Origin of the sequence: Coprococcus sp. AF38-1, from assembly GCF_003603945.1 — a bacterium.
GTDB classification, from domain to species: domain Bacteria; phylum Bacillota; class Clostridia; order Lachnospirales; family Lachnospiraceae; genus Coprococcus; species Coprococcus aceti.
Genome location: NZ_QVGO01000001.1, coordinates 296,592 through 319,659 on the forward strand (window position 1 = coordinate 296,592; position 23,068 = coordinate 319,659).

Consider the following 23,068-nt stretch of genomic DNA (forward strand, 5'->3'; position numbering starts at 1 on the left):
CGTGATTGGAAAAATGCTCAATGAGCAGGAAGCTGCAAATATCAAAGACTATGTGGTGTTTGACCTTGAAACAACTGGCTTATCTCCAGATTATAATGAAATCATCAACATTGGCGGTCTGCTGGTGCAGAACGGCGTGGTAACGCAGGAATTTAACACGCTTGTAAAGCCGAGAAAAGCAATTCCGCAGGAAATCATTCAGTTGACAGGCATCACGAATGAAGCAGTGCAGAACGCACCTTCTATCAATGTTGCTTTGAAAAGCTTTCTGGAAGCAATCGGAGATGACACAGTGGTGCTTGGACACAATCTGGGGTTCGATTGCAGATTTGTTTCTGCAAAGAAGAAGCAAGTCTATCGCTCTTCGAGGGCAGAATTTACAAATCCTTATATCGACACGCTACCACTTGCAAAGAGCTTGTTCCGGCTGAAAAGTTATAAACTTACAGCTTTATCGGAACACTTCGGCATCACGCATAATGATGCACATACGGCGTTGGCAGACTGCTATGCAGCATATGAATTATTTTGCATTATTCAGAATGAACTGAGCCTGAGAAAAAGCCTGCTGGCATGATGACAAAGTAACTCTTGTTGCAGGAAATCCTGCCTTGTGGACGAACAAGAGAATGCTTGCCATAAATCATATATCTATTCGCAATTGAGGAAGTCCTCACACCAGAAAGGACAGTGTGATGTAAGAAAGAACACTGCACGAATGAATGCCGTAGGCGAAGTGAGATGTATTTCCCACTTCGTCTATTGTAATATAAAGTAAAGGAGAATCAAGCAATGAAGAAACGAGCAAAATGGAAAACGGTTGCATCTATGGTTTGTGCTGCCTGCCTGTGTGCTTCTATGACAGGGTGCGGTGACACTACCGGAGATAAAGCCAAAGAAGCAGAAAATCAGAACAAATTGGAAATTGTGGCAGAGCAGGGCGACTATGATACCAGCTCCACAAGTACAACAGAGGCATCGACAACCAGTGGCACAGCAACGACCTCTTCTACCAGAAAGACAACTACCAAAACAGGCACAGGGAAAGGTATTAAGAGTGATGGAACAAACGTAACCGCTGTTCACAGCCGTTCCACACGTTCTGCAACAGGTTCGGCTGGCAGCAGTTCCGGCGGTTCATCTAACAGCAATGTGCCGTATGTGGCAATTCCGGTTTCTGACAACAAGCCGAAATCGAATGCAGAGAATGTGACTTATACAAACAGTGACAATGGTGGAAATAACTATTCGCCAGCTCAGACACAGCCTGCAAGCAATAATCAGCCTGTAGACAACGCACCTGCTCAGACAACAAAGGCTACGCAGAAGACCACGAAGGCTACCACAAAGACCACTACAAAAGCAACAACGAAAAAGCCTTCGCAGACAGCGAAGAAACCGACTACCACTACTACAAAGAAGCCGACCACGGCTGCAACGACAGAACAGCCGAGTACAACAGAAGCTCCTGTAAAGACTACAGAGCAGACTACAACAACGGTGTCTGGAAATACTTCAACATCTACCACAGAAAGCACTGCACCGACCACGGAAACTACTACAACTACAGAAACTGTGCTTGTGCCTGATGTGCCGAAGAATGTTTCCGAGAATGTTGACTTGTCAAAGGCAGTTATCAACGGTGTGGAGATTCATCTGAATGATGATATTTCTCTGGCTGACTTTGTAAAGACAATGAAACTGAACGTGGCTCTGGGCGGTTCTGTATGTGATTACAGTTTCTTATACTTCAACGGTAATATGTATGAAGATGAAAGCGAAGCAGAAGACAAGACGCTCATTTCCATTGAAGTAGTCGATAAGGACGGTAAGCTGATTCCTGCCAATGACCAGAGGAAAGCTGATGCAGACAAGTATCTTGTCAAAGGATTCAAAACGAGTGACTTCTTTACAAAAGAAGATGACTATGTTGTGGAGTTCTGCGAAGGCATTCATGTTGGTATGAGCAAGGAAGAAATCATTGCACTGCTTGGTGACGGAAAAGAAATTGAGGATATTGGAAACAACTTCACTGCATACAGCAATGGCACAAATACGCTTGTCATTCGCTATGCAAAAAATGATACAGGCTATGCTGCTGACGACATCATGCTCCTGAAAAATTGAAAATAGCATATTCTTCAACATTGAAGTCACTTTCGCAAGAGAGTGGCTTCTTTGTATGCTTGCACAAATGTGTTTGAAAAACATAACGGATAATTCACAGAGTAAACAACGGTTATTGCTTGACATTTGTACACTATTGTGCTATAATAATTCATGTAGGATAGCTCAAAAAAGAGCTGAATTATGCAATGTAATAATATACAAATCAGTGGTATCAATGCCGCCGACACCTGAGAAAGGACTTGCTTTATGAAAAACGAGAACGGAAACTATATGTTGTACTGTGGCGACAAGAGTTATGAGGTCACACCAGAAGTTCAGGAAACCTTGAAAGGAGCAATGTACTGGGAACACTGCTTGAAGTTGGACAATATCGAGCTGAAAAACGCAGAACTGGCAGTAAGAGCAATTGAGGACGGAACAAACACAAGCGGATTTACCCGATATACCAAAGAAGATGTAAATGAGTTGAGAAACGCAGTAAAGCAAGACGATTTGTCTATTAAAGATATGATGAATGAAATGGAGAAGCAGGGCGTTCCAAACTGGGCAGGCAATGCAGCACTGGAGTTTGGGAGAAAGAACGACTTGCGAGTTGTATACTTTTCGGATTTCTTTGAAAAATCGCCGTATGCTGATGCCACAAAGTTCAATGCGTATGAAGAATACAAGAAGGAATGGATTGCAGACCATATAGATGACGTGACCATGACTGCTACAGAAGCAACTTATGAGAACTGTGAAGAGGCAAAAGAAATGACCTTCGACCAGTATGTACAGGAATACGGATTCGAGGACGGCTCTGTATACGCAAGCTACAGCGAGTTTCTTCATAACGAATATGAAGAAGCTCAGAAGACCAGCGAGGATATGGAACATGATTAAGCGAATCCTTTCTATTGATTTTGATTATTTCCTGCAAGCGACCAAAGAAGCACTAAAAAGCTTTCCTGACGGCATTGACCGTTCCACAGAACTTTCTACCTTGATATGGGCTTCACACTATCTTGATGGAAAGCAAGGCACTCTGACACGCTCTGTTGGAGTGCTTTCTGATGAGCTGGACTGCATCAAACGAATCCTGCAAAAACAATCTTCGGATTGTCCTGTGATGATTGCTCAAAGTCATGTTCATGCGTATGATTTTGTGCATGATATAGTTTCGGAAGACGATGAGCTGCGACTTGTCAATGTGGATATGCACCACGACATTGTAAATGATAATGAAAAACTTGACTGTGGCAACTGGATTTCCCATCTTCTGAAAGAATATGATATGGGGCTTACTTGGGTTGCAAATCCGGTGTCACTGGAGATGTTCGGCTTAGACAAAGACAGAAAAGAAAACAGGGCATTTCGTGGCATCGTTCAGAAAAATCTCTCAAAGATAGAAGAAAAGAGCTATGCGTTTGACGGTGTATTCCTGTGCCGTTCTGACATCTGGACACCGCCACATCTTGATAGCGTTTTTCATTCCCTGTGTGATACCATTGCAGACCATTTCAATAGCGTTGTCATGGAACAGGACATACGAAAATGCAGGGATTATGAAAGCGTTATCGGAAAGCTTCAACCAGCATACAGCAAGTATCAATCAGAAATGGAGTAAAGCAATGAATAAAAAGAAGAAGACCAGTTATCCGTTGACAATTTTGTTGAGTACGCTCAGTACCGCCGCCCCGATTGTGGCAGTTGTCTGGTTTTTATATCAGATGATTCGCTTGAAGAACACTGCAATCATTCCGCTTGGCGGTACGTTTCAGGTAGATGATATACAAGTTCCGCTGATTTCCTGCATTGTATTTTTCATCACTTTGGTTCAGTGGGGTGTATTCAAAAAGCCTTTGGCGAAAATGTACCAGAAAGCAATTCAGGACAATGAATACGATGAGTTCGGCAACAGTAAGAAAAGCAATTATGCAACACTTACTCGGAAAGAACGTGAACAGATGGATAAGGAAAAACTACAGCAAATGGAAATGCTGTTCCCTACCAGTGTCATGAATAAGATTGTCAAAGAAGGAAGCAGAAATCCGGAAAAAGATTTGCAGGATATGATTGGACTACCTCTGGTGAAGCAGAAAGTCACTGAAATGGCTGCGAGAATGCAGTTTGAACGTGAAGCAATGACCAAAGAGAAAAAGGAAAAGAAGCAGACCAGAAGTGAGTATGGCATGAACGGCAGACATTTTGTGTTCTATGGTTCTGCTGGTACTGGTAAAACCACGGTTGCCAGAATTATAACCGGATTCCTCTATAAGTACGGTTACATAAAAGAAAATAAATGTGTCGAAATTGATGGCAACTTCTTGAAAGCCGGAGAAATGAGTGACACAAAGACAAAGCTGCTGATTCAGAAAGCCTATGGCGGTGTCCTCTTCATTGACGAGGCGTATGCTATTATGGACGGTACAGCGGAATATGGCAAAGCAGTCATTGCAACGCTCATTAAGGAAATGGAAGATAATCGTGACAAGTTCACTGTCATTCTGGCTGGTTACAAAAACGACATCAAACGGTTGCTGGACACCAACGAAGGCTTTAAGAGCCGTATCAAAGAATATCTGGAGTTCCCAGACTACAGCACAACAGAGATGAAAGACATCTTTCAGGCTATGGCTCACGGAAAAGGCTATATCGTATCGCAGGAAGCTCTTGACAACTTTGAGGTGCGATGTGACAGAGAACGAAGACTTTCTTCATTCGGCAACGGTCGAACTGCCAGAAACATTCTGGACGAATGCCTTGACCGTCACGCTCTGAACTATGGACAAAACCTGCTCTCCAGAAAAATCACTGTCAACGGAGAGGAACAAATCATCACAGACAAGGCACAAAACAAATTTGTCCTGTGCGGTTGTGATGTCAGCACCAGTCCTAATAAGAATGTTCTGTAAAGGAGATTCCAATGAAAGAATGTATTATCTGCAAGCAGGACGCTGGAATGTTTGCAAAGAAAGCATATAACGGCTGCGTTTGCAAAGCCTGCCGTCAGTATCTTCCAATGCACATTGACTTAAAGTCCTGTGATGCAGATTATCTGATTCGCCTTGTGGAGCAAGCAAAAGAGAAAGCGAAAATATTCAGCAATACATCTTCTTATGGAACGATGTATCTGGACAGCGTTCACAGTATGTTTTGCTTTAGCAAAAACGAAAAAAATGGCGAACCGACAGACCTTGGAGATATTTTCAGCATCGCAGAGCTGAAAGAAACAGGCATCTACTGTGCGGATATTCGCAACATCGGTACGAATACCAATAAGGTTGTCTGCAATGTTAAAGTGAAGGTTGTGACAGATAATGTTGCAACGGAATATATTGCAGCTGAGAACGAGCCTTGTGAGTTCACAAAAAAGGATAAAATGCTGGACGTGACTGAACCCAAACGCCTGACGATGTTTCGCAGCTTATTCTACCAGATGATAGATGATACCAGATTTCAGATTTTGAAGAAACTGCAAGACATTCAAAAGCTAAAGGAAATGGAAGCAGAATCTGTGAAAAAGAAGACTGCATCAAAGCAGGACATGGAATGGGCAAGAGGCGTTTTATTCTTGGAAAACACGGAATGCTCTCCAGAAGAAATCAAAAAACAGCAAAAGAAACTGATGCGAATGTTTCACCCAGATATTCACCCTGAGCTTGGAGATGATTATGCAAAGAAAATCAATAACGCAGCAGAAATTTTGCTGAGAGAGAAGTAATATAATTGCCTGTTCTGTAACGGAGCAGGCTTTTGTATACTTGCACAAAAACAGTGACAAATATCACATGGATTTTTATATGCAGAATTATCTAAGCGACTTGACATTTGTACACTACTGTGCTATAATTATAAGTACAAAGAAACAAATCGCAAGGCTATATAAAGGAGCGATAATTATGAAATATGCAATTTATTCGGACGGTTCTTATAAAGATGGTGTCTGGGGTTCTGGTGCAGTTATTCTGCAAGAAACTCCCTTTGGATTTAATCCGGTTCAGGAGCTTTCTTTTTACGGCGAAGATACAGATGGAATCCGCAATATTGCCGGAGAAATCTATGGGGTGTTGGAAGCTCTGCGTCTGCTGTTTAAGATGAATCAGAAGCTTCATGACGTGGAATCTGTTACAGTGTACCACGATTACGAAGGGTTGCAGAAATGGGCTGACAGCGAATGGAAAGCAAAGAAACCTGCAACACAGGACTATCAGCAAAGAATTGCAATGGCAAGACAGTATTTCCCGATTGGGTTTGTCAAGGTGAAAGCACATTCTGATAATGTGCTGAACGAGGCAGCAGATGCACTGGCAAAGCAAGGCATGGAAGCCGGACTGAAAGCAAAGGGAAATGCACCGACCGAACAGCCAGCTATGCGTGATGATGCTCCTGTGATGTTTTCTCTCAACATCAAAATGACAAAAGCTGATTTTGACTACTACGGTGGTGCAGAGGGGCTTGCACAGATGATTCGTGCGAACGTACCTGTTCTGGAAGCAGAACCTGTTGTATAAAGAGGGGAATGAAAACATTTTATGTTACATCATGTTATATTTCCTTGTCACAACAAGTTTGTAGAAAAATACATGGTATTGCTTCATGGGTTTGGTGGGAATCACAGGGTATGGAAAAAGCAAATCCCTGTGTTGCAAGAAAAATACAATGTTCTTGCGATAAATCTTCCGAGCCACTTTGATGGGAATATCAAACTGACAGAATTGTCCAGCCCATCTTTATCAACAATATCCAAAGAAATAATTTGCGTATTAGATAAATACAGAATCAAAAGTGCTTCGTTTATGGGCGTTTCACTTGGGACAGTATTTATCAAGTACATGGAAATGTATTTTCCTCAGTATGTGAAAAATGCAGTGCTTGTTGGTGCAATTGGTAATGTTGGAAATTTCTTGAAGAGAACAGTCGATGTTTTTTCGATAATCGGGAATAAGCTGCCGTTCACGCTTGTGTATAGAGTGTTTAGCAAGGTGTTGATGCCTATGCGATGCAGTAAGAAAAGCCGGAAGCTTTTTTGTGAATGTGCAAAAGCACTCAACAAATATGAGTTCAAAGCGTATATGAATGTTTTTAAGGAACATTTCTCGCTGGTGTCGAAATTTTCAAGTCAACGTCATCAGGAAAACCAATATATTCTTGGTGAATGGGACAAATGCTTCCTGAAAGGAGCTGTGCATGAAGCAAGAGCAACGTGTGCAAAAATCGTAATTCTAAAGCATAGCGGTCATGTTTGCAACATTGACAGTGCTGACGAATTTAATCGAATCATTATGGAGTGATACAACATGATAGCAGGTGCTGCAATCTATCTTACAGGTATTTACACCGAGGACACCCACAAAATGCACTTCGTAGGATTGCTAGTGTCTGGACAGGGTACACCAAAAGCAATTCACAAAATAATTTCCGGAAACGAAACGGAATGCAGAGTGAACGCAATGGGAATCCTGCTCAATTTTGTAAAAGACCGCACACTGCCAATTTTTGTGTACACAGACTTCAATGACATTGTTCGTTGGGGGAATGGAACACAAAAGGCTATTTCCAAACGAGCAAAAGATTTTTTAACATACTTAAAAAAACGCCGGAACGAGCAGGAAATTTCGTTTCAACTTCAAATACCTGATGCAATGAAGCAAATCATGATGACGATTTTGCAAGGACAAACGGAAGAACAGGTCACGCTCCGGAATCCGTTCAAGAAGAAAACAGTTGAAATGGAAACCACAGAAGTGAAAAAGCCTGCTCCAGAGTTTTGTGTTATTGTGAATAATGCAAATGGAGATTCTATCTGCAATCTGAATCAGAACGACTTCTGCGGTGTTTTGAAAGATGCAGTGTTCCTTGCAAACTGGTATGAATCAGAATCCGGAAATAAAAACAGTATGTTTTACCGATGTGTTGTAGAACGAAAAGGAATGCTGGACACTGTAAACAAATACATGAAAGGAATCAAATGATATGGTGAATACAATGGCTATTACAAGGGAAACTTATGAAAAATCGCATGACTTCTTTGCTTGCTTTCGGTTGGTGTATGATGTAAATAAGCAGTTTGGCATCAAAGAGAGCCGAGAGAAATTTATGAGTAGAGTTTTGGAAATCTGGAATAATCCAGAAGCATATCAGGAAGCAGAAGCGTTTCTGGAAAAATAGCGAACATTCAGTCGTGTATATGGTCGCTTGCTTTTATGTACACGATTGGCTATAATTACTTAACATAACAATAAGCTATCATAGCAGAAAGATGGGTAAAACGAATGGCAGTAGGAAACAGAATGGAAAGGGCTTATGCTCTTTTTGGAGAAAATATCCGCTACTTGGAAGGAGCAAAGACAAAACGTATGCACGTCTATGTTGATGCTGTTTCCAATGAAAAAATTCGCACATCATGTGAAAAATACGGCATTACAATCAGCGAATATGTGCTGTATACGGCACTTTCGTTTGACCTGAACAACGTGTCCGGCTTACTGAATGATGCCTTGAACAAAACCAATGCACTGGCAAAGTGCCGAGGCGTAGACGTAAGCAATATCAAAGGCAAAGGAGAAAAAACAATGAGTAAAGCAAGCTACTCAGAACCAGAAATAGAAAAAGCAGGAAGCACTCAGCTGAATATCAGAATTACGCCAGAGGCATTTGAAGAAATCAAGAAGAGAGCAGCAGCTCTTTCGATGCGTGTCAGTGATTATATCGTATTCACAACCACACATTTTGACATTATGGATATTGCGAATAAGGTTGATGAAATCAATCAAAAACTGGATAAAATCGCAGAAGCTGAGAAATCCTTGTAACTTAAAGGAGTGTTATTTTTGAACAGCAAAGCAAAAATTCTGATTAAGAATACTGCAATTTACGGTGCAATCATCGGCGTGTCAGCATTCTTATTCTTTGGCGTGTTGAAAATTGCAACCGTCAGTGGCAATTCGATGAACGATACTTATTTTGATGGTGAGAAACTGCTGTGTTTACGCCATGCAGAGCCGGAGAAAGGCGATGTCATTATTACAGACTGTGATGCCGGAATCGTATTGATTAAACGTGTGATTGCCACAGAAGGCGATACCGTGGATATTGATTTTGATTCTGGAGCAGTAAAAGTGAACGGTGAAACGCTTGTAGAGCCTTACATCAAAGAAATGACGCATCTTGATGAGGGTGCTTTTGAATATCCGATAACTGTTCCAGACAACTGCTATTTTGTTATGGGCGATAATCGCAATTACAGTTCGGACAGTCGAGATAAAGCAGTTGGATATATTAAGAAAGACCAGATTCAAGCGAAAGTCATTTGTGAGATTCCGTTTTTTTGAAACAGAAAGGATAACGTATGAGAAAGATTTTATATCACGGAAGTGATGTTATCTTAAAGAAACCACTGTACGGAGTTGGAAAAGAGGATAACGACTACGGAAGCGGATTTTACACAACAGAGGATATTGAAAAAGCAAGAGAATGGGCTTGGGTAAACGGCTCTGATAAATCTGCGGTGTGTAATCAATATTCGATAGACCTTGATGGACTGAACGTCCTGAATCTTGATGAACACGGAACACTCGCATGGATTGCAGAGGTAACGAATCATCGAGGTGCATCAGACGAATTTACACAGGCAGTTGCAGACAAACTTGTGGAAATGTATAAGATTGACACTTCAAAAGCCGATGTAATAATTGGGTATCGTGCAGACGACAGCTACATGAATGTAGTGAAGTCTTTTTTGCGAAATCAGTTGTCTGTTGACGAAGTTGATAGAATGTTCCGTAATGGCAATCTTGGGCAACAGGTGTTTATAAAAAGTGAAAAAGCATTTGACCGGATTTGTTTTGAAGACTATGAAAATGTCTCAATGAACAAAGATTCTCATTATGGTGAAGCTGACGCAAAGGCGAGAAGAGAAGTCGGAAAATTCTTGCACAACAGAGAGTACGCCATTCAGATTGATGGGTTCAAACCAGCTGGTTTGACTGTGAAAGATGTAATCAGCACTCAATATGAATACAACAAGGAATATGGGTGCTATTTGCAGGAAGAACGTGCTAACGAAAGGAATGAGTTTGAAATTGATGACAGATAATAAAGCGTATGATTCCTCGTATCTGGAAGATGTTGAAGACGTTCACACACTGCTATTTTTGAAGCTTAATGAAATCGAACAGTACAGTTTGTGTTCGATGATTGATGAGTATATGCAACATTCAGAAATACGAAAGAAAATGGATAAAGGCAATTGGAGTGCGTTAAACAAGGGCTATAAACAATTGCTGCACTCTATTGACTTTACAAGATGCAAGCCGAAGGCTGATAATACAGAATATGACAATATCCTGCTGGAGTGGGTTGCACACGTTTATGTTATGTTGCAATGGAAGTATAATATTCCTTCTAAAACCATAAGCCAAAAAGTTCCGGCAGAGCTGATGATGAAGTTATATAATCCGTTGCATGAAACATCTTATCCAAACGCTTGTGAAAAAATATATAAGAAATACTTGCAGCGGAAATGAGGTGAATCCTTATGGAACAAGCAATTAAACAGTTTCGTGGAGATTTTTTCTTTTTGAGCAATTTCTACGAATGTCCGGTAACATATAAGCAACTGACTTACACCAACAACGAAGCAGCTTTTCAGGCACAAAAATGCACGAGCGATGCTGAAAAAATTCAGTTTACAAAACTGAATCCTTCCGAAGCAAAGAAGCTTGGCAGGCGAGTAAATTTGCGGAAGGATTGGGAAGCTGTCAAAGTCAGAATCATGGAAGAAATCGTCAGAGCAAAGTTCACGCAGAACACAGAACTTGCAGACAAATTGCTTGCCACAGGTGATGCGTATTTGGAAGAAGGCAACACATGGGGCGATAGGATTTGGGGAACAGTGAACGGTTCTGGGGCGAATCGACTGGGCTTCATTTTGATGCAGATACGAGCAGAAATCAAAAGTGGCGAATGAAAGGCAGAGATAGTATGAAATACTTATACAAAATCACAGTTGTGATTGATGATGATAAGGTACTACGGTTTCAACAGCATGACCTAAACGCAATATACAAAACTGTAAGAGATGCTTTCAAAGATTGCAACTTCAAGGAAGTATCAGATACAGACAAAGAGCTTGTTTTTGTCATTGAAGAAGGAAAAGATTCTTTCAGTGAGGTCGGCATTGTTGCAAATTCCCTGTATGATAGCTGGCTTGCCAAGTACCTGAAAAAAATGGAATGGTATGATGCAAGCGATAACAGTACAGAAGATATTCTCAAAGAAATCAAAGATTTCGATACCCAATATGGTAAATAATCATGGTAGGTAAAATGAGAAAGGCTATTAACTTCGACCTCGATACAAAAAAGCTGAAAGAAGTTTATTGCACCACAAACAATCCGTTGGAATATTTGAAAGCTTACAAAGAAATAAAAACTTTCATGAAAGAAAACGGATTTTCACACAGGCAATTGTCTGGTTATTCTTCTGATAAGCCAATGAGTAAAACGCAGGTAGAACGCTTTGTTGAAAAGTTGACAGACGAATTTCCGTGGTTTGCTCAATGTGTAAGCAGATTTGATGTCACAAATATTGGGAAACAATATGATATGATGAAGAAAATTCAGGGTAGTGAGCCAGTCAAGCAGAAAATAAAAGCTGGAGAAAAAAACGCTCCACGAAAAAAAGCTCCCTTCCAAAGTTGGCGTGTGAAAAATGAAGAAAAGCTATTTGAACATTTTCATTCAGATGACAAACTAATGTCATCTGGAATGCGTAATTTGTCAAGAGAGCCATTGACAAATGAAGAAATTGATTTTGTAAAATCAGAAATAAGAAGAATTGGAGCTGATGAATCTGTATTCATCTTTAATGATGAAGCACATATGGATAGAAGCACCTGTTACAATTGTGTTCAGGATAAAATATATGTGACAAGAAATATTTTCCCAGATAATGACCACGGTTCAACACACCCAAGAGATGTAATGAGTGTAGCTGCTGTTCTTGCTCATGAATATTATGGTCATCGAGTGTTTAGAAATGAATATTTAGCAGATTTGGGAAAGGAAGATGCAGACAGAACTACGCCCCAGTGGGCAGATGAGTGCAGGGCAAGTATTACCGCAGCAAAAAACGCTCCAAACCTTTCCCAACAAGAACGTGCAGACCTTATCAATGATGCAAAAGAGAGAGCAAGAGAAAGCGGAAATATTTTGGAAACAGATAAAGAAACAGATAGTTTTATGAAAGGAGTTCTTTATGGATACTCAGATGAAGAAACAGAATTTAACAGAACCCATTATGCTTGCAAATCAAGCTGTAGCGGAGATGAAGAAAAACGGATATGTAACGACAACGTGTCCGAAGTGCAATATGACCCCGAAAGTGATTTTGGAAGATAACAGAACCGTTGTAAAATGTAAATGTGGTTATATTATTGATTCTGAGATTTATCTTTAATACAACACTTGTAAGAAAGATGAAAAAGAAAGTCGTCATTTTGTGCAAAAGGTAGAATGTACACTACTGTGCTTGACTTGTGTTCGCAAAAGTGGTATAATACAAACATGGAAGTATACAAGTTAATCACCTCTTGTGTGCTATTCATCGTTATATTTGTAAGAAGTAGAACCGTTGTCTCGCTGGCAGCGGTTTTATTTTTTGCAGTCACATAAGCCTTCGGAACTGTTCGTTTCGGGGGATTTTTTCTGTTATAAAGACTTATGTAAATTACTTCTTGACAGTGCTTCGGGAAATTGATATATTGTAAATGAAAATAACGGATATAATACAGAGTAAATAGAAAGGAGACTTGCTATGGCAATTCAAATTCCGCTATGGGAAAAAACAAATCTGACACTGGAAGAGGCGAGTGCATATTGCGGTATCGGCATCAACAAACTGAGGGAAATGTCAAATGATGATAACTGCTCTTTTGTACTTTGGAACGGAAGCAAACGTCTGATAAAGCGAAAGAAACTGGACGAATACCTTGCGAAAGCGTATTCGATTTAACAAAGAGTTGCATAGACATATGGAGCAAAATATGGTATGATTTACTTGTTATCAGAGAACAGAGACATCTCGGATAACAGCTCATATTTTGTTCTCTCATTGTCAATAAGGAGAAAGAAAAAATGGCAGTAGAGAGAAGAAAAGACAGCAAAAGACGTGTTCTCAAAGAAGGAGAATACGAGCGTCCAAACGGCACATATGAATTTCGCTGGCGTGATAAAACAGGCAGGCGAAGAACAGTGTATGGAAAGACGCTTGAAGATTTGCGAGAGAAAGAAACCGATGTTCTGAGGGATATGCTGGACGGCATAAATCCGGATAGCAAGAATATGACTATCAACGATTTATATTGCAGATGGAAACAGGTGAAGCGTGGATTGAAAGTCAACACCTTCACGAACTATTGCTATATGTACGAACAGTTTGTTGAACCAGACTTCGGAAACACAAAAATTGACGACCTGCGAAAGTCAGATGTCAGAGCTTTTTACAACTACCTTGCAGAAACAAGAGGCTTGAAAGTCAGTACGGTGGACAGTGTACACACAGTCCTGCATCAGGTTCTGGAACTTGGTGTAGAAGACGAATACATGAGGTTCAATCCGTCAGACGGAGCATTGAAAGAATTGAAAAAAGCAAGGGAACGTGATATTATGAAAAGAAGAGCTTTAACCGTGAAAGAGCAGGAAGTTTTTGAAAATTATCTGGCACTTACTCCAGAGTATCAGCATTGGCAGCCGATTTTTATGGTAATGCTTTACACCGGAATGCGTGTCGGAGAAGTAACAGGTTTACGCTGGTGCGACCTCGACATGGAGAACGAAGCAATCAGCGTCAATCACACGCTGGTGTACTTCGACAGAAGACGTGCCGGAGAAGAAACCTGTGGTTTCGCAGTAAACCTTCCGAAAACAAAGGCAGGGGAAAGAACCATTCCGATGTTGCCGATTGTCAAGGAAATGTTCCGAATGGAACGACAGTATCAAAAAGAAAATAATTTGGTATGCAAGTCAAAGATTGACGGCTATACAGATTTTATTTTTATCAATCGTTTTGGGAATGTTCAGCATCAGGGAACACTCAACAAAGCACTGAAAAGAATTATCCGAGATTGCAACTTCAAACAGCTTGACAAGATGGGGCTTACGCTTCCACCATTCAGCTGTCACTATCTCAGACATACGTTCACAACACGAATGTGCGAAGCTGGTGTCAACATCAAAGCGATGCAGGAAATCTTGGGTCACGCAGATGCAGAGACAACCATGAACATCTATGCAGACGCAACCAAAGAACTGAAACAAATGGAAATGAAATCACTCGGCGAATACTTCGATGGACTGAAAGAAAAACAGTCCGGAGAACGTAAGTATGTTTGCAATCCATTAGGTGCAAGAAAACGATAGCCGACAATGCGAGACTTAACAATCGTTTAACAACAGCTTACCAAAAGTTAAGCACAGTTAAGTAGAGATATGTGATTTCCCCATAATGCGAAATTTTGCTCAAACTTGTGAAAATACAGGCTTGTAGGGATATGAAGACATTTGAAAAAGATTCATTTTATATGTTTTATTATTCCCGACTATGAAGAGTGAGGGTGGTTCAGATTCTGATTCAGTATCTGAGACAGCCGGTGACAACAACGGATTCTTCACACCAAACGAGAAGATCGATTTCTCCAAGGTAGATATAGAGCCACTTTTTACTGATGAGGTTGATTTCGAGACATTTTCAAGATCAGACTTCAGAGCGGTAAAGGTTAAGGAATGTTCAGCAGTGCCAAAGAGCAAGAAGCTCCTTCAGTTCACACTGGATGACGGCACAGGCACAGACAGAACCATCCTCTCAGGAATCCATGCATTCTATGAGCCAGAGGAGTTAGTCGGCAAGACACTTATTGCAATAACAAACCTTCCACCTAGAAAGATGATGGGAATCGATTCATGCGGTATGCTTCTTTCAGCTATCCATGAGGAAGAGGGCGAGGAGAAGCTTCACCTTCTGATGGTTGATAACCATATTCCTGCAGGTGCGAAGCTGTACTAAAATAGGATATATCTAGTATATATGAAAAGGGACCCCAGATTAGAAGTACACACTTCAGATTTGGGGTTCTCTTTTTGTGTGAGAGACGGATCAAAATCCATGATCGCAGGCATGAACAAGTCCGGTAAGTATGGCGCTGAGCTCAAGTTTTCTGTTAAGTCCATGGACGTAATGAAGGTCATGGTGAAGAGTGATTCCAAGAGCTCCAACGATGCACTCAAGGGCACAATGGCGCAGATAAAAGGTGAGGACTACACCGATCTGCAGGCGGATGCCTCGGATGTCAAAGAGACAAATACGATCATGCTGGACGAGTATATGAAGAGTGAGAACCAGAGCGTGTCCTTCAAGCGATTAGTGGAGGCGAACACTATACCGTTCCTTGTGGCATTGAAAATACTTTTTGCGCTAATAATTGCAGTGATCGTCATATTTGCAAGGCAGCGCGCGAAGATCGCCAAGGTCGATGCACTCACAGGACTTTATAACAGATATGGCATAAGAGACTATATGAAACGGCTGTATGAGAAGAGTAATCAAATATCAAATGTAATTGATATTCTGCGAACTGGAGGGTATAATATGCGGTATCTTTGGGTTAGATGCTTGCGGTATGTTGATGCAAGCATGTGTGTATTAAAAGCAAAATGACAGGGGTGAAGGGTAGATGAGAAGATTAAAGTATGTTTTACAGAGTGCGATCGCCTGCTTTGTCGTGGCCGGGGCCTTGCTGGTGCTGTTCTGGGGAGCAGGAATATACAATATATATCATGAGTCACATGGAAATATATCGGATCTGTCAGAGCTGTGGTCGTATATTTCGGAACAGGGATTGATGTTTCTGATCGGATTGCTGGCTTTTGTGTCGTTCCTGGTATCCGGATTTCAGGCGAAGAAGGCCAGCGAGGCGGATAGAGCAGCTAACGGTGGGAACGAGTATGATGGTGTAGGACATGGTGATGCTGATTATTCTGGCACGATAAATGCTGGTGGCGGATATACATATGATTCAACGGACACATCTATAAAGTTAGATGAAGGTTCAGGTATGGAAAATGATAGGAATGTATATGGAAAAAAAGGTATGCCATATGCGGACATCTATGGGATGACTGGAGATGCACAATTAACCAATACATATTCATTGCAGTCAGGTGCCAGAAAGATAAGCTTTGACCTGCCTCAGAGGTATAGACTGATAGATGGCGATGACAGTGATCCGGCATTTGCGGGGTTTAATGAGGAGCTTAAGCCGGAACTTGTCTATTGTTCACTTCAGGAGGCTATCGATGATGAGACGGCTGAGGATTACGTGCTGGATGAGCTGGTGGAGGATGAAGCCTGCCCGGAGGAACTGCGGACAAGGGCATATCTGAAACATGAAGTGATAGAGGGAAGACTTTATTACTATTATATATTCAAGTATAAGAAGTCCAGAAAGCAGAGACAGAAGTTTGCGGCGGCATGTGACATAGGCGGCGGGCTGTTCTATACGATAGAGACAGAGTGGATATGGCGCAAGGAGGAATTGACGCTGGAAGCACTCATAGACTTTTTGAAGATACGGGTAGAGTGATTTATGACATCTACAGAACATGAGGTGATAATATGTGGACAATAAAGAGAATAGATGAGGCCGACTTCGGCTGTGAGGAGAGGCTTCCGGGGGAGCCGCTTATGGTGCTGGTAAGTCTGGAGTGTGACGATGGAAGGATGCTTCAGCTTGAGGTGGCTGACAACTGGCTGACCATGCAGGAGCTTGACGAGGGCGATGAGTGGCCGGATGATCCGGACGAACCGGATGAAGAAGATGCGAAAAGCGCAAAGCAGGTGCAGTGGATGGAGAGTTATCTGGATGCTCTGGAGGAGCTGGAATAAGAGTGAAAATAATAAGAATATCGACAAAACCGCCATATCATAAGCGATATTGGCGGTTTTTGTGCGTCTGGAATTACTTTTTGCCATATACTTTAGGATAATATGTTGTTATAACGAAAAGAATGGTTGTGTAAATTTTGTCGATGTTTGGTTTGCAGGCAACTGCGTGTGGGAGAGAATTAATGTTTGGATTGTTTGAAATGAAATATATGAATATATGCCTTGTGGCAGGAGTTATACTGGAACTTATAGCTCTTGTCGCAATACTTAATCTTTATATTAATATAAGGAGAAGGGAAAGAAGGTAGAAGAATAGAGAAGATGGAGCAGGACTTTATGATCGTGCGGTATGTGCCGGAACGGATGAGGCGCATATGCTGGTGCGGCGGGAGGACATAAGTGCGGTAAGCCAGCTTATGGATCAGAAGGTATACAGACAGTTGAGAAAGAAATATGAGGGCTGGGACAGACAGGAGAATCTGGAGTTTGATGCACGTGTTGCAGGCAGAGACGGCAGATGGCTCCGCATAATAGTAGTCCCAGATGGCACGGACGGCTGTGATCTCTTTATATTCAGAGATATAACGGAGGACAGAGGCAGGCTTGAAAGTCCATATTCTTTATGATGGAATTATATGGATGCAAGGCCGGGCAGAGCTCAGAACCCTGTATATATTTGCCGATAAGCTATACAATGCGAGAAAATCTGTGGGATTTGTCAAGAGACTAAGGATCAGGTATGGCGTGTAAGCCGTGCCGGGAAAACAAATATTTATACATTTGTCAGCGACAGATATGTCCGTGGATGGACATGTCTGCCGCTGTTTTTTGTTTTGCTTAAAGATATCTTAAAGATTCGCCTCATTGAACCTTAAAGGGATGGCGGCTATAATCAGCAGGTGTAGTGAGAAGCTGCAGTGCGGATTACGCTGATGGATTGAGGAAGTGTAACCATATTGTAATAACTCTTACATATAATTAAGTCTGTTGAATGTATATTAAGTTGAACTGGCAGAAAGGCTTGGCATATAATATATTCGATTTTGGAAGAAAGAAAAAGGTGGTTAAACGAGGTGGTAAATATTGAAAAATATATTGGAATTTATAGAGAATTCGGCTTTAAAATATCCAGATAAGCTGGCAGTTGCGGATGAGGAAGGCGGACTCACATATGGTCAGATGGAGAAGCTTTCCAGACAGATCGGCGCATGGATATATGAGAAGACAGATGGCGTGAGGAATAAGCCTGTTGCCGTGTTGCTGGACAAAAAGCCTGGGAGTGTGGCTGCCTATATGGGAGTTGTCTACAGTGGCAATTTCTATGTGGTACTGGATGCGGAGATGCCGGCGTCCAGAGCCGAGTCGATACTCGGAACGCTGAATCCGGTTGCAGTCGTGACTGACATCGGGCATATGGAGAAGGCACTGGAGCTTTCCAGAAATGGCGTGGATGAAGATGGATGCCAGGGACAGGAAGGCGAGAACAAAGAGGTATTCAGGATATTAAATCTTGACGAGCTGGACACAAGTGCAGATCAGTCGGTGTTGGATGCGGTCAGAAGCAGGGCGATAGACACGGATCCCGTGTATGCGCTTTTCACATCGGGCTCGACCGGAGTTCCAAAGGGCGCTGTGGTATCACACAGGAATGTAATATCCTACACCTACTGGTACACGGAGGCATTTGGTATAGACGAGAGTACGATATTCGGAAGCCAGACACCGTTCTACTTCAGCATGTCGGTGTCAGATCTCTACAGCACTCTTAAAAATGGTGCCACGCTGTACATCATACCGAAGGCGTATTTCACCTTCCCTATGAAGCTGATGGAGTTCATGAATACATACAGGATCAACACGATATACTGGGTGCCATCGGCACTGCAGATCGTTGCAAATTACAAGCTGTTCCAGTACGCCCAGCTTCCCGAGCTGAAGAAGGTGCTGTTTGCCGGAGAGGTGATGCCGACAAAGCCGCTGAATTACTGGATACAGAATCTTCCGGATGCCATGTATGCAAATCTGTTCGGCCCAACAGAGACGACCGACATATGTACGTATTACGTGGTGGACAGAGTATTTGCCGATGACGAGCCGCTGCCGATGGGACATGCGTGCAACAACTGTGATGTGTTTGTTCTTGATGAGAACGGCAGGGAGGTGTCACCGGAGATCAATCCTGAGACGGGCTTCAGCCGTGAGGGTGAGCTCTATGCCAGAGGTTCATTTGTGGCGCTGGGCTACTTCGGAAATGCGGAGAAGACGCGGGAGGCATTTGTCCAGAATCCGATCAATCCGAACTATCCAGAGCTGGTATACAAGACCGGTGATCTGGTGAAGTACAACAGATACGGCGAGCTGGTCTATGTGTGCCGTAAGGATTACCAGATCAAGCACATGGGTTACCGCATAGAGCTCGGCGAGATCGAGGCGGCAGCGGGAGCCATAGACGGTATCAGAAGCTATGCCTGTATATATGATGATGCGGCTGACAAGATCGTGTTCATCTACGAGGGCAGGAAGAAGGACGAGACGGAGCTGCTTAAGGCGTTTCAGGAGAGGGTTCCACACTACATGGAGCCGAACTGTTTTGTCAGGGTGACAAGCATGCCCCACAATGCAAATGGCAAGATAGACAGGAAGAGGCTGAAGGCGGAATACGCGCAGCATGTGTGACAATTTTATTGATAAGGAGATAAGAGATTATGGAAGAATTATTAAAGATTTTGAATGAGGTAAAACCTGGAGTTGATTATGAGAACGAGACAGATCTTATAGGACATGGCGTGCTGGATTCCATCACGATGGTTACGCTGGTGCTTCAGCTCAGCGATGAGTTTGACGTAGACATTTCTCCTGTTGATATCACACCGGAAAACTTCAAGACAGTCCAGACCATATACGATATGATCCAGAGACTTGAAGACGAGTAAGAGCAGATATAGATATTGGAAGATGGCGGGGACTGACTGCCGTCAAAAAATACTGGAGGAGTGAGAAATATGTCATATACGTCGATATCGTATCTGGTATTTATATTGCTCGGAGCGTTTATAGTGTACAATATAGTGCCGCTGAAGCACAGATGGAAGGTGCTGCTGGCATTCAGCTATCTGTTTTATTTTATCAATTCAGGCAGATATATCATATTTATCCTGTTCGGGTCGCTGACCATATATGTGGGCGGCCTGCTGATAAACAAGATAGATGATGGCTGCAGCATGGCAAGGAAAGCTCTGCCAAAGGAAAACAAAAAAGAGTACAAGGCACTTATCGGATGGCAGAAAAAGTGCGTGTGCGTATGCGTGGTGCTTGTGAATGTAGGAATCCTGGTATTCCTGAAATATTCGGTATTCCTTGGACAGGTATTTACAGATGTGCTTGGACTCATACACATAAATGTAGAGAATCCGATGTATCAGAGGATGATGCCGCTTGGAATCTCGTTCTACACACTGTCTGCGGTGAGTTACATAGTGGACGTGTACAGAGGCAAATACAGGGCATCGGACAAGTTTGGCAAGGTTGCACTTTTCCTTGCATTTTTCCCGCACATTGTTGAGGGACCTATAGCCAGGTTCGATCTTGTTGGAGAGCAGATGTATGAGGGGCATAGGTTCAGTTATGAGAACATGACCATGGGACTCCAGCTTATACTGTGGGGCTTCTTCAAGAAGATAGTTATTGCAGATCGCGCAAATATGTATGTGAACCAGATATTTGACAATTACGCAAGCTACACAGGACTTCCGGTAGTAGTGGGAATGCTGCTCTACACATTACAGCTCTATGCGGAATTCTCAGGCTGTATGGATATAGTAAGGGGAAGTGCCCAGATGTTCGGAATAGGACTCTCAGAGAACTTCAATCAGCCGTTTATGTCAAAGACGGTCAGTGAGTTCTGGAGAAGGTGGCATATGACTCTCGGTGCATGGTTCAAGGACTATGTGTTCTATTCAGTTTCACTGTCCAAGCCATTTGTGAAGCTGAGTAAGAAGACCAGGGAACATATGAATACTTTCTTCGCGACATTTGTTCCTATGTCTATAGCGATGTTCATAGTGTGGTTTGGAACGGGTATTTGGCACGGCGCAAGCTGGAAGTACGTTATGTATGGTCTTTATTACTGGGCGATCATGATCATCGGACTGCTTACTGAGCCATTTTTCAAAAAGCTGTACGAGAAAATGCATGTGGACCGCCAGGGAAAGATATACAGGCTGCTTCAGGTTGTCAGAACCTTCATTTTTGTGAATGTGGGAATGCTCATGTTCAGGGCTGATGATCTGACAACATTTGGACACATGTTTGTGTCCATGTTCAGGGGATTTACATTTGCGGATCTGACAAATGGAACTTTGCTTGGAATGAAGCTTGACATGGCAGATTTTGTAGTGCTGACAGTGGGCGCGCTCATTCTGTTCCTGGTTGGACTTTACAAGGAGAAGGGACATCAGATAAGAGCAGAGCTTGCCACGAAGAATATAGTCCTCAGATGGGCAGTTTACTATGTGCTGCTGTTTGGAGTGATCATACTCGGAGCATATGGCAAGGGCTATGAGGTGGCTGGATTTATATATGCACAGTTTTAGAGGTGATTTATCTATGAAGAAAAGTGGACGTAATATAATAAAATCCATAGCATTTGCCCTGGTGGCCGTGATGATCATGGGAGTGCTGGGAGTTGCGTTTACTCCGAAGCGGAGCGATCCGGGAAGCGGAATAACCAACTCGAATGCAAGGGGCTTCTATGGAGAACCGAAGAATTCGATAGATGTACTGGTGCTTGGAGACAGCAATGCCTACAGTGCATGTTCTCCGATGTATATTTGGAACAAATACGGAATACCTACATATGTGGCTGCTGAGGGATTTCAGAATGTGACGGGTGCATCCAATCTTCTGGATGAAGTGCTCACATGTCAAAAGCCCAAGCTGGTGGTGTTCGATGTGAATATGCTCTGGACAGGCAAGACGACATTGAAAAAGGTTGAGAACAACCTGAAGAATCTGGCATATAAGTATCTGCCTCTTGCACAGTACCACAATAGGTGGAAGAGCATGAGTGTTTCGGACATGTTCGGTGCCAGGGACTACACATACAGATCAGCCTCAAGAGGACAGTATCTCAGCATGGAGGTCAAGCCGTTTTCAGGCCAGAGCAAGATGGTGGAAACCAAGGCTGTTGAGGACATACCGGAGGTATCAAAGATACTGCTCGATAAGCTTATAGACAAGTGTGAGAAGAATGGAATCAAGATCATGTTCATGGAGACTCCGACGGCGAAGTCATGGAATTATGCAAGACACAATGCCATGGTTAAGTATGCTAAGGCCAAGAATATTGATTTTGTCGATATGAATACGCTCAAGGGTGATTATGCAATCGACTGGAGCACTGATACGAGGGATGGCGGAAGACATCTCAACTGCAAGGGCGCAGAGAAGGTAAGCGCCTATCTTGGAAAATATATTTCAGAGAATTATTCTTTTAAGGATAAGAGACATTCAGAAAAGTATGCGGACTGGAATAATGACTATCTGGACTATGTGAAGTATATGTCCGGAGAGACTGTGTCGCTGGAGGCGCAGCAATCCGAGGAAACGGTATCCAACAACTAGATATAAAACACATAAGTGGACGGAGGATTGAATCCCCCGTCCACTTTATTTTTTATTTTACTGTAACTTTGCATCTGGCAGATATATTACCGGAAGTATATGTCTTTTTCTCAGTGCTGTTTGAAGGTGAGAAAGTTTATTTCTGCACGGCAAGGGACAAGGATTTTTACGCGCAGCTCATGCGTGATGGAAATGTTGCGGTGACGGGCATGAACAGAGAATATCAGATGATAAGGCTGAGAGGAAAGGCGCGCAGGCTGGATGATCAGAAGCTGTGGATCGACAGGATATTTGCGGAGAATCCATCTATGAACAGTGTGTACCCGGATGACAGCAGATATGTGCTTGAGCCGTTCTATTGATACAGGATGAATACCTGACACAGGTAAATGAT

Annotated in this window: 29 protein-coding genes and 1 pseudogene; all 30 read left to right on the forward strand. The window is 42.4% G+C overall.

What is annotated here, in order from left to right:
• Position 1 precedes the first annotated feature (1 nt).
• The 30 genes and pseudogenes from DW025_RS01500 to DW025_RS14745 all read left to right on the forward strand — a co-directional run bounded on the left by DW025_RS01500 (position 2) and on the right by DW025_RS14745 (position 23,036).
• Positions 2-577, forward strand: a complete 576-nt coding sequence (locus tag DW025_RS01500; RefSeq protein ID WP_119998410.1) for a 3'-5' exonuclease — start codon at positions 2-4, stop codon at positions 575-577.
• Positions 578-792: 215 nt separating this feature from the next.
• Positions 793-2,127: a hypothetical protein gene (locus DW025_RS01505; protein ID WP_119998412.1), complete on the forward strand. Its 1,335-nt coding sequence runs from the start codon at positions 793-795 to the stop codon at positions 2,125-2,127.
• Between the two features lie 249 nt (positions 2,128-2,376).
• On the forward strand, positions 2,377-3,012 hold the full coding sequence (locus tag DW025_RS01510) for a hypothetical protein (RefSeq protein ID WP_119998414.1): 636 nt from the start codon (positions 2,377-2,379) through the stop codon (positions 3,010-3,012).
• Positions 3,005-3,736 carry a hypothetical protein gene (locus DW025_RS14740; protein WP_165854727.1) on the forward strand — a complete coding sequence of 244 codons (732 nt, stop codon included), beginning with the start codon at positions 3,005-3,007 and terminating at the stop codon, positions 3,734-3,736. Before DW025_RS01510 ends, DW025_RS14740 begins: the two co-directional genes overlap by 8 nt.
• 4 nt (positions 3,737-3,740) lie before the next feature.
• Positions 3,741-5,024, forward strand: coding sequence for an AAA family ATPase (locus tag DW025_RS01515; RefSeq protein ID WP_165854728.1), 1,284 nt, complete (start codon positions 3,741-3,743; stop codon positions 5,022-5,024).
• Positions 5,025-5,035: 11 nt separating this feature from the next.
• Positions 5,036-5,833, forward strand: a complete 798-nt coding sequence (locus DW025_RS01520; RefSeq protein WP_119998417.1) for a J domain-containing protein — start codon at positions 5,036-5,038, stop codon at positions 5,831-5,833.
• A 178-nt stretch (positions 5,834-6,011) separates the two neighbouring features.
• A complete protein-coding gene (locus DW025_RS01525) occupies positions 6,012-6,623 on the forward strand; it encodes an RNase H family protein (RefSeq protein ID WP_165854729.1) in 612 nt (203 codons plus the stop codon).
• A 21-nt stretch (positions 6,624-6,644) separates the two neighbouring features.
• Positions 6,645-7,403, forward strand: coding sequence for an alpha/beta fold hydrolase (locus DW025_RS01530; protein ID WP_119998421.1), 759 nt, complete (start codon positions 6,645-6,647; stop codon positions 7,401-7,403).
• 6 nt (positions 7,404-7,409) lie between these two features.
• Positions 7,410-8,084, forward strand: coding sequence for a hypothetical protein (locus tag DW025_RS01535; protein ID WP_119998423.1), 675 nt, complete (start codon positions 7,410-7,412; stop codon positions 8,082-8,084).
• A gap of 1 nt (position 8,085) precedes the next feature.
• Complete coding sequence (locus DW025_RS01540; RefSeq protein WP_119998425.1) at positions 8,086-8,280, forward strand: hypothetical protein; 195 nt, start codon at positions 8,086-8,088, stop codon at positions 8,278-8,280.
• 104 nt (positions 8,281-8,384) lie between these two features.
• Positions 8,385-8,924, forward strand: coding sequence for a hypothetical protein (locus DW025_RS01545; protein WP_119998427.1), 540 nt, complete (start codon positions 8,385-8,387; stop codon positions 8,922-8,924).
• Between the two features lie 18 nt (positions 8,925-8,942).
• Entirely contained in the window at positions 8,943-9,443 is a 501-nt protein-coding gene (lepB, locus tag DW025_RS01550) for a signal peptidase I (RefSeq protein WP_165854730.1), read from the forward strand.
• Between the two features lie 17 nt (positions 9,444-9,460).
• Positions 9,461-10,207, forward strand: a complete 747-nt coding sequence (locus tag DW025_RS01555) for a DUF3990 domain-containing protein (protein ID WP_119998431.1) — start codon at positions 9,461-9,463, stop codon at positions 10,205-10,207.
• Positions 10,197-10,637: a hypothetical protein gene (locus DW025_RS01560; RefSeq protein WP_119998433.1), complete on the forward strand. Its 441-nt coding sequence runs from the start codon at positions 10,197-10,199 to the stop codon at positions 10,635-10,637. The genes DW025_RS01555 and DW025_RS01560 overlap by 11 nt, the downstream gene beginning before the upstream one ends.
• Positions 10,638-10,648: 11 nt before the next feature.
• Complete coding sequence (locus DW025_RS01565) at positions 10,649-11,080, forward strand: NADAR family protein (RefSeq protein WP_119998435.1); 432 nt, start codon at positions 10,649-10,651, stop codon at positions 11,078-11,080.
• The gene (locus DW025_RS01570) at positions 11,077-11,424 is read left to right on the forward strand and encodes a hypothetical protein (RefSeq protein WP_243104858.1); all 348 of its coding nucleotides are present in this window, start codon (positions 11,077-11,079) and stop codon (positions 11,422-11,424) included. Before DW025_RS01565 ends, DW025_RS01570 begins: the two co-directional genes overlap by 4 nt.
• A 14-nt stretch (positions 11,425-11,438) precedes the next feature.
• Entirely contained in the window at positions 11,439-12,512 is a 1,074-nt protein-coding gene (gene vapD / locus DW025_RS01575; RefSeq protein ID WP_133302864.1) for a VapD family protein, read from the forward strand.
• 415 nt (positions 12,513-12,927) lie between these two features.
• Complete coding sequence (locus DW025_RS01580; protein WP_119998439.1) at positions 12,928-13,125, forward strand: excisionase; 198 nt, start codon at positions 12,928-12,930, stop codon at positions 13,123-13,125.
• A gap of 122 nt (positions 13,126-13,247) precedes the next feature.
• A complete protein-coding gene (locus tag DW025_RS01585; protein ID WP_119998441.1) occupies positions 13,248-14,531 on the forward strand; it encodes a tyrosine-type recombinase/integrase in 1,284 nt (427 codons plus the stop codon).
• Positions 14,532-14,781: 250 nt separating this feature from the next.
• A pseudogene (locus DW025_RS01590) lies at positions 14,782-15,174 on the forward strand (lysine--tRNA ligase); the annotation flags it as partial.
• A gap of 78 nt (positions 15,175-15,252) precedes the next feature.
• Positions 15,253-15,825, forward strand: a complete 573-nt coding sequence (locus tag DW025_RS01595; RefSeq protein ID WP_133302865.1) for a hypothetical protein — start codon at positions 15,253-15,255, stop codon at positions 15,823-15,825.
• 16 nt (positions 15,826-15,841) lie between these two features.
• Positions 15,842-16,750 carry a hypothetical protein gene (locus DW025_RS01600; RefSeq protein ID WP_118758041.1) on the forward strand — a complete coding sequence of 303 codons (909 nt, stop codon included), beginning with the start codon at positions 15,842-15,844 and terminating at the stop codon, positions 16,748-16,750.
• Between the two features lie 32 nt (positions 16,751-16,782).
• Entirely contained in the window at positions 16,783-17,052 is a 270-nt protein-coding gene (locus tag DW025_RS01605) for a hypothetical protein (RefSeq protein WP_015533718.1), read from the forward strand.
• Between the two features lie 182 nt (positions 17,053-17,234).
• Positions 17,235-17,360, forward strand: a complete 126-nt coding sequence (locus DW025_RS15260; RefSeq protein WP_255415656.1) for a hypothetical protein — start codon at positions 17,235-17,237, stop codon at positions 17,358-17,360.
• Between the two features lie 66 nt (positions 17,361-17,426).
• Entirely contained in the window at positions 17,427-17,678 is a 252-nt protein-coding gene (locus DW025_RS01610) for a hypothetical protein (protein ID WP_117874526.1), read from the forward strand.
• A 457-nt stretch (positions 17,679-18,135) separates the two neighbouring features.
• The gene (locus DW025_RS01615) at positions 18,136-19,728 is read left to right on the forward strand and encodes an amino acid adenylation domain-containing protein (RefSeq protein ID WP_119998445.1); all 1,593 of its coding nucleotides are present in this window, start codon (positions 18,136-18,138) and stop codon (positions 19,726-19,728) included.
• A gap of 29 nt (positions 19,729-19,757) precedes the next feature.
• Complete coding sequence (locus DW025_RS01620; RefSeq protein ID WP_015533721.1) at positions 19,758-19,985, forward strand: acyl carrier protein; 228 nt, start codon at positions 19,758-19,760, stop codon at positions 19,983-19,985.
• A gap of 69 nt (positions 19,986-20,054) precedes the next feature.
• On the forward strand, positions 20,055-21,644 hold the full coding sequence (locus tag DW025_RS01625) for an MBOAT family O-acyltransferase (RefSeq protein WP_119998446.1): 1,590 nt from the start codon (positions 20,055-20,057) through the stop codon (positions 21,642-21,644).
• Positions 21,645-21,657: 13 nt separating this feature from the next.
• On the forward strand, positions 21,658-22,674 hold the full coding sequence (locus DW025_RS01630; RefSeq protein ID WP_118017205.1) for an SGNH/GDSL hydrolase family protein: 1,017 nt from the start codon (positions 21,658-21,660) through the stop codon (positions 22,672-22,674).
• Positions 22,675-22,883: 209 nt separating this feature from the next.
• Positions 22,884-23,036, forward strand: coding sequence for a hypothetical protein (locus DW025_RS14745; RefSeq protein ID WP_165854731.1), 153 nt, complete (start codon positions 22,884-22,886; stop codon positions 23,034-23,036).
• Positions 23,037-23,068 lie beyond the last annotated feature (32 nt).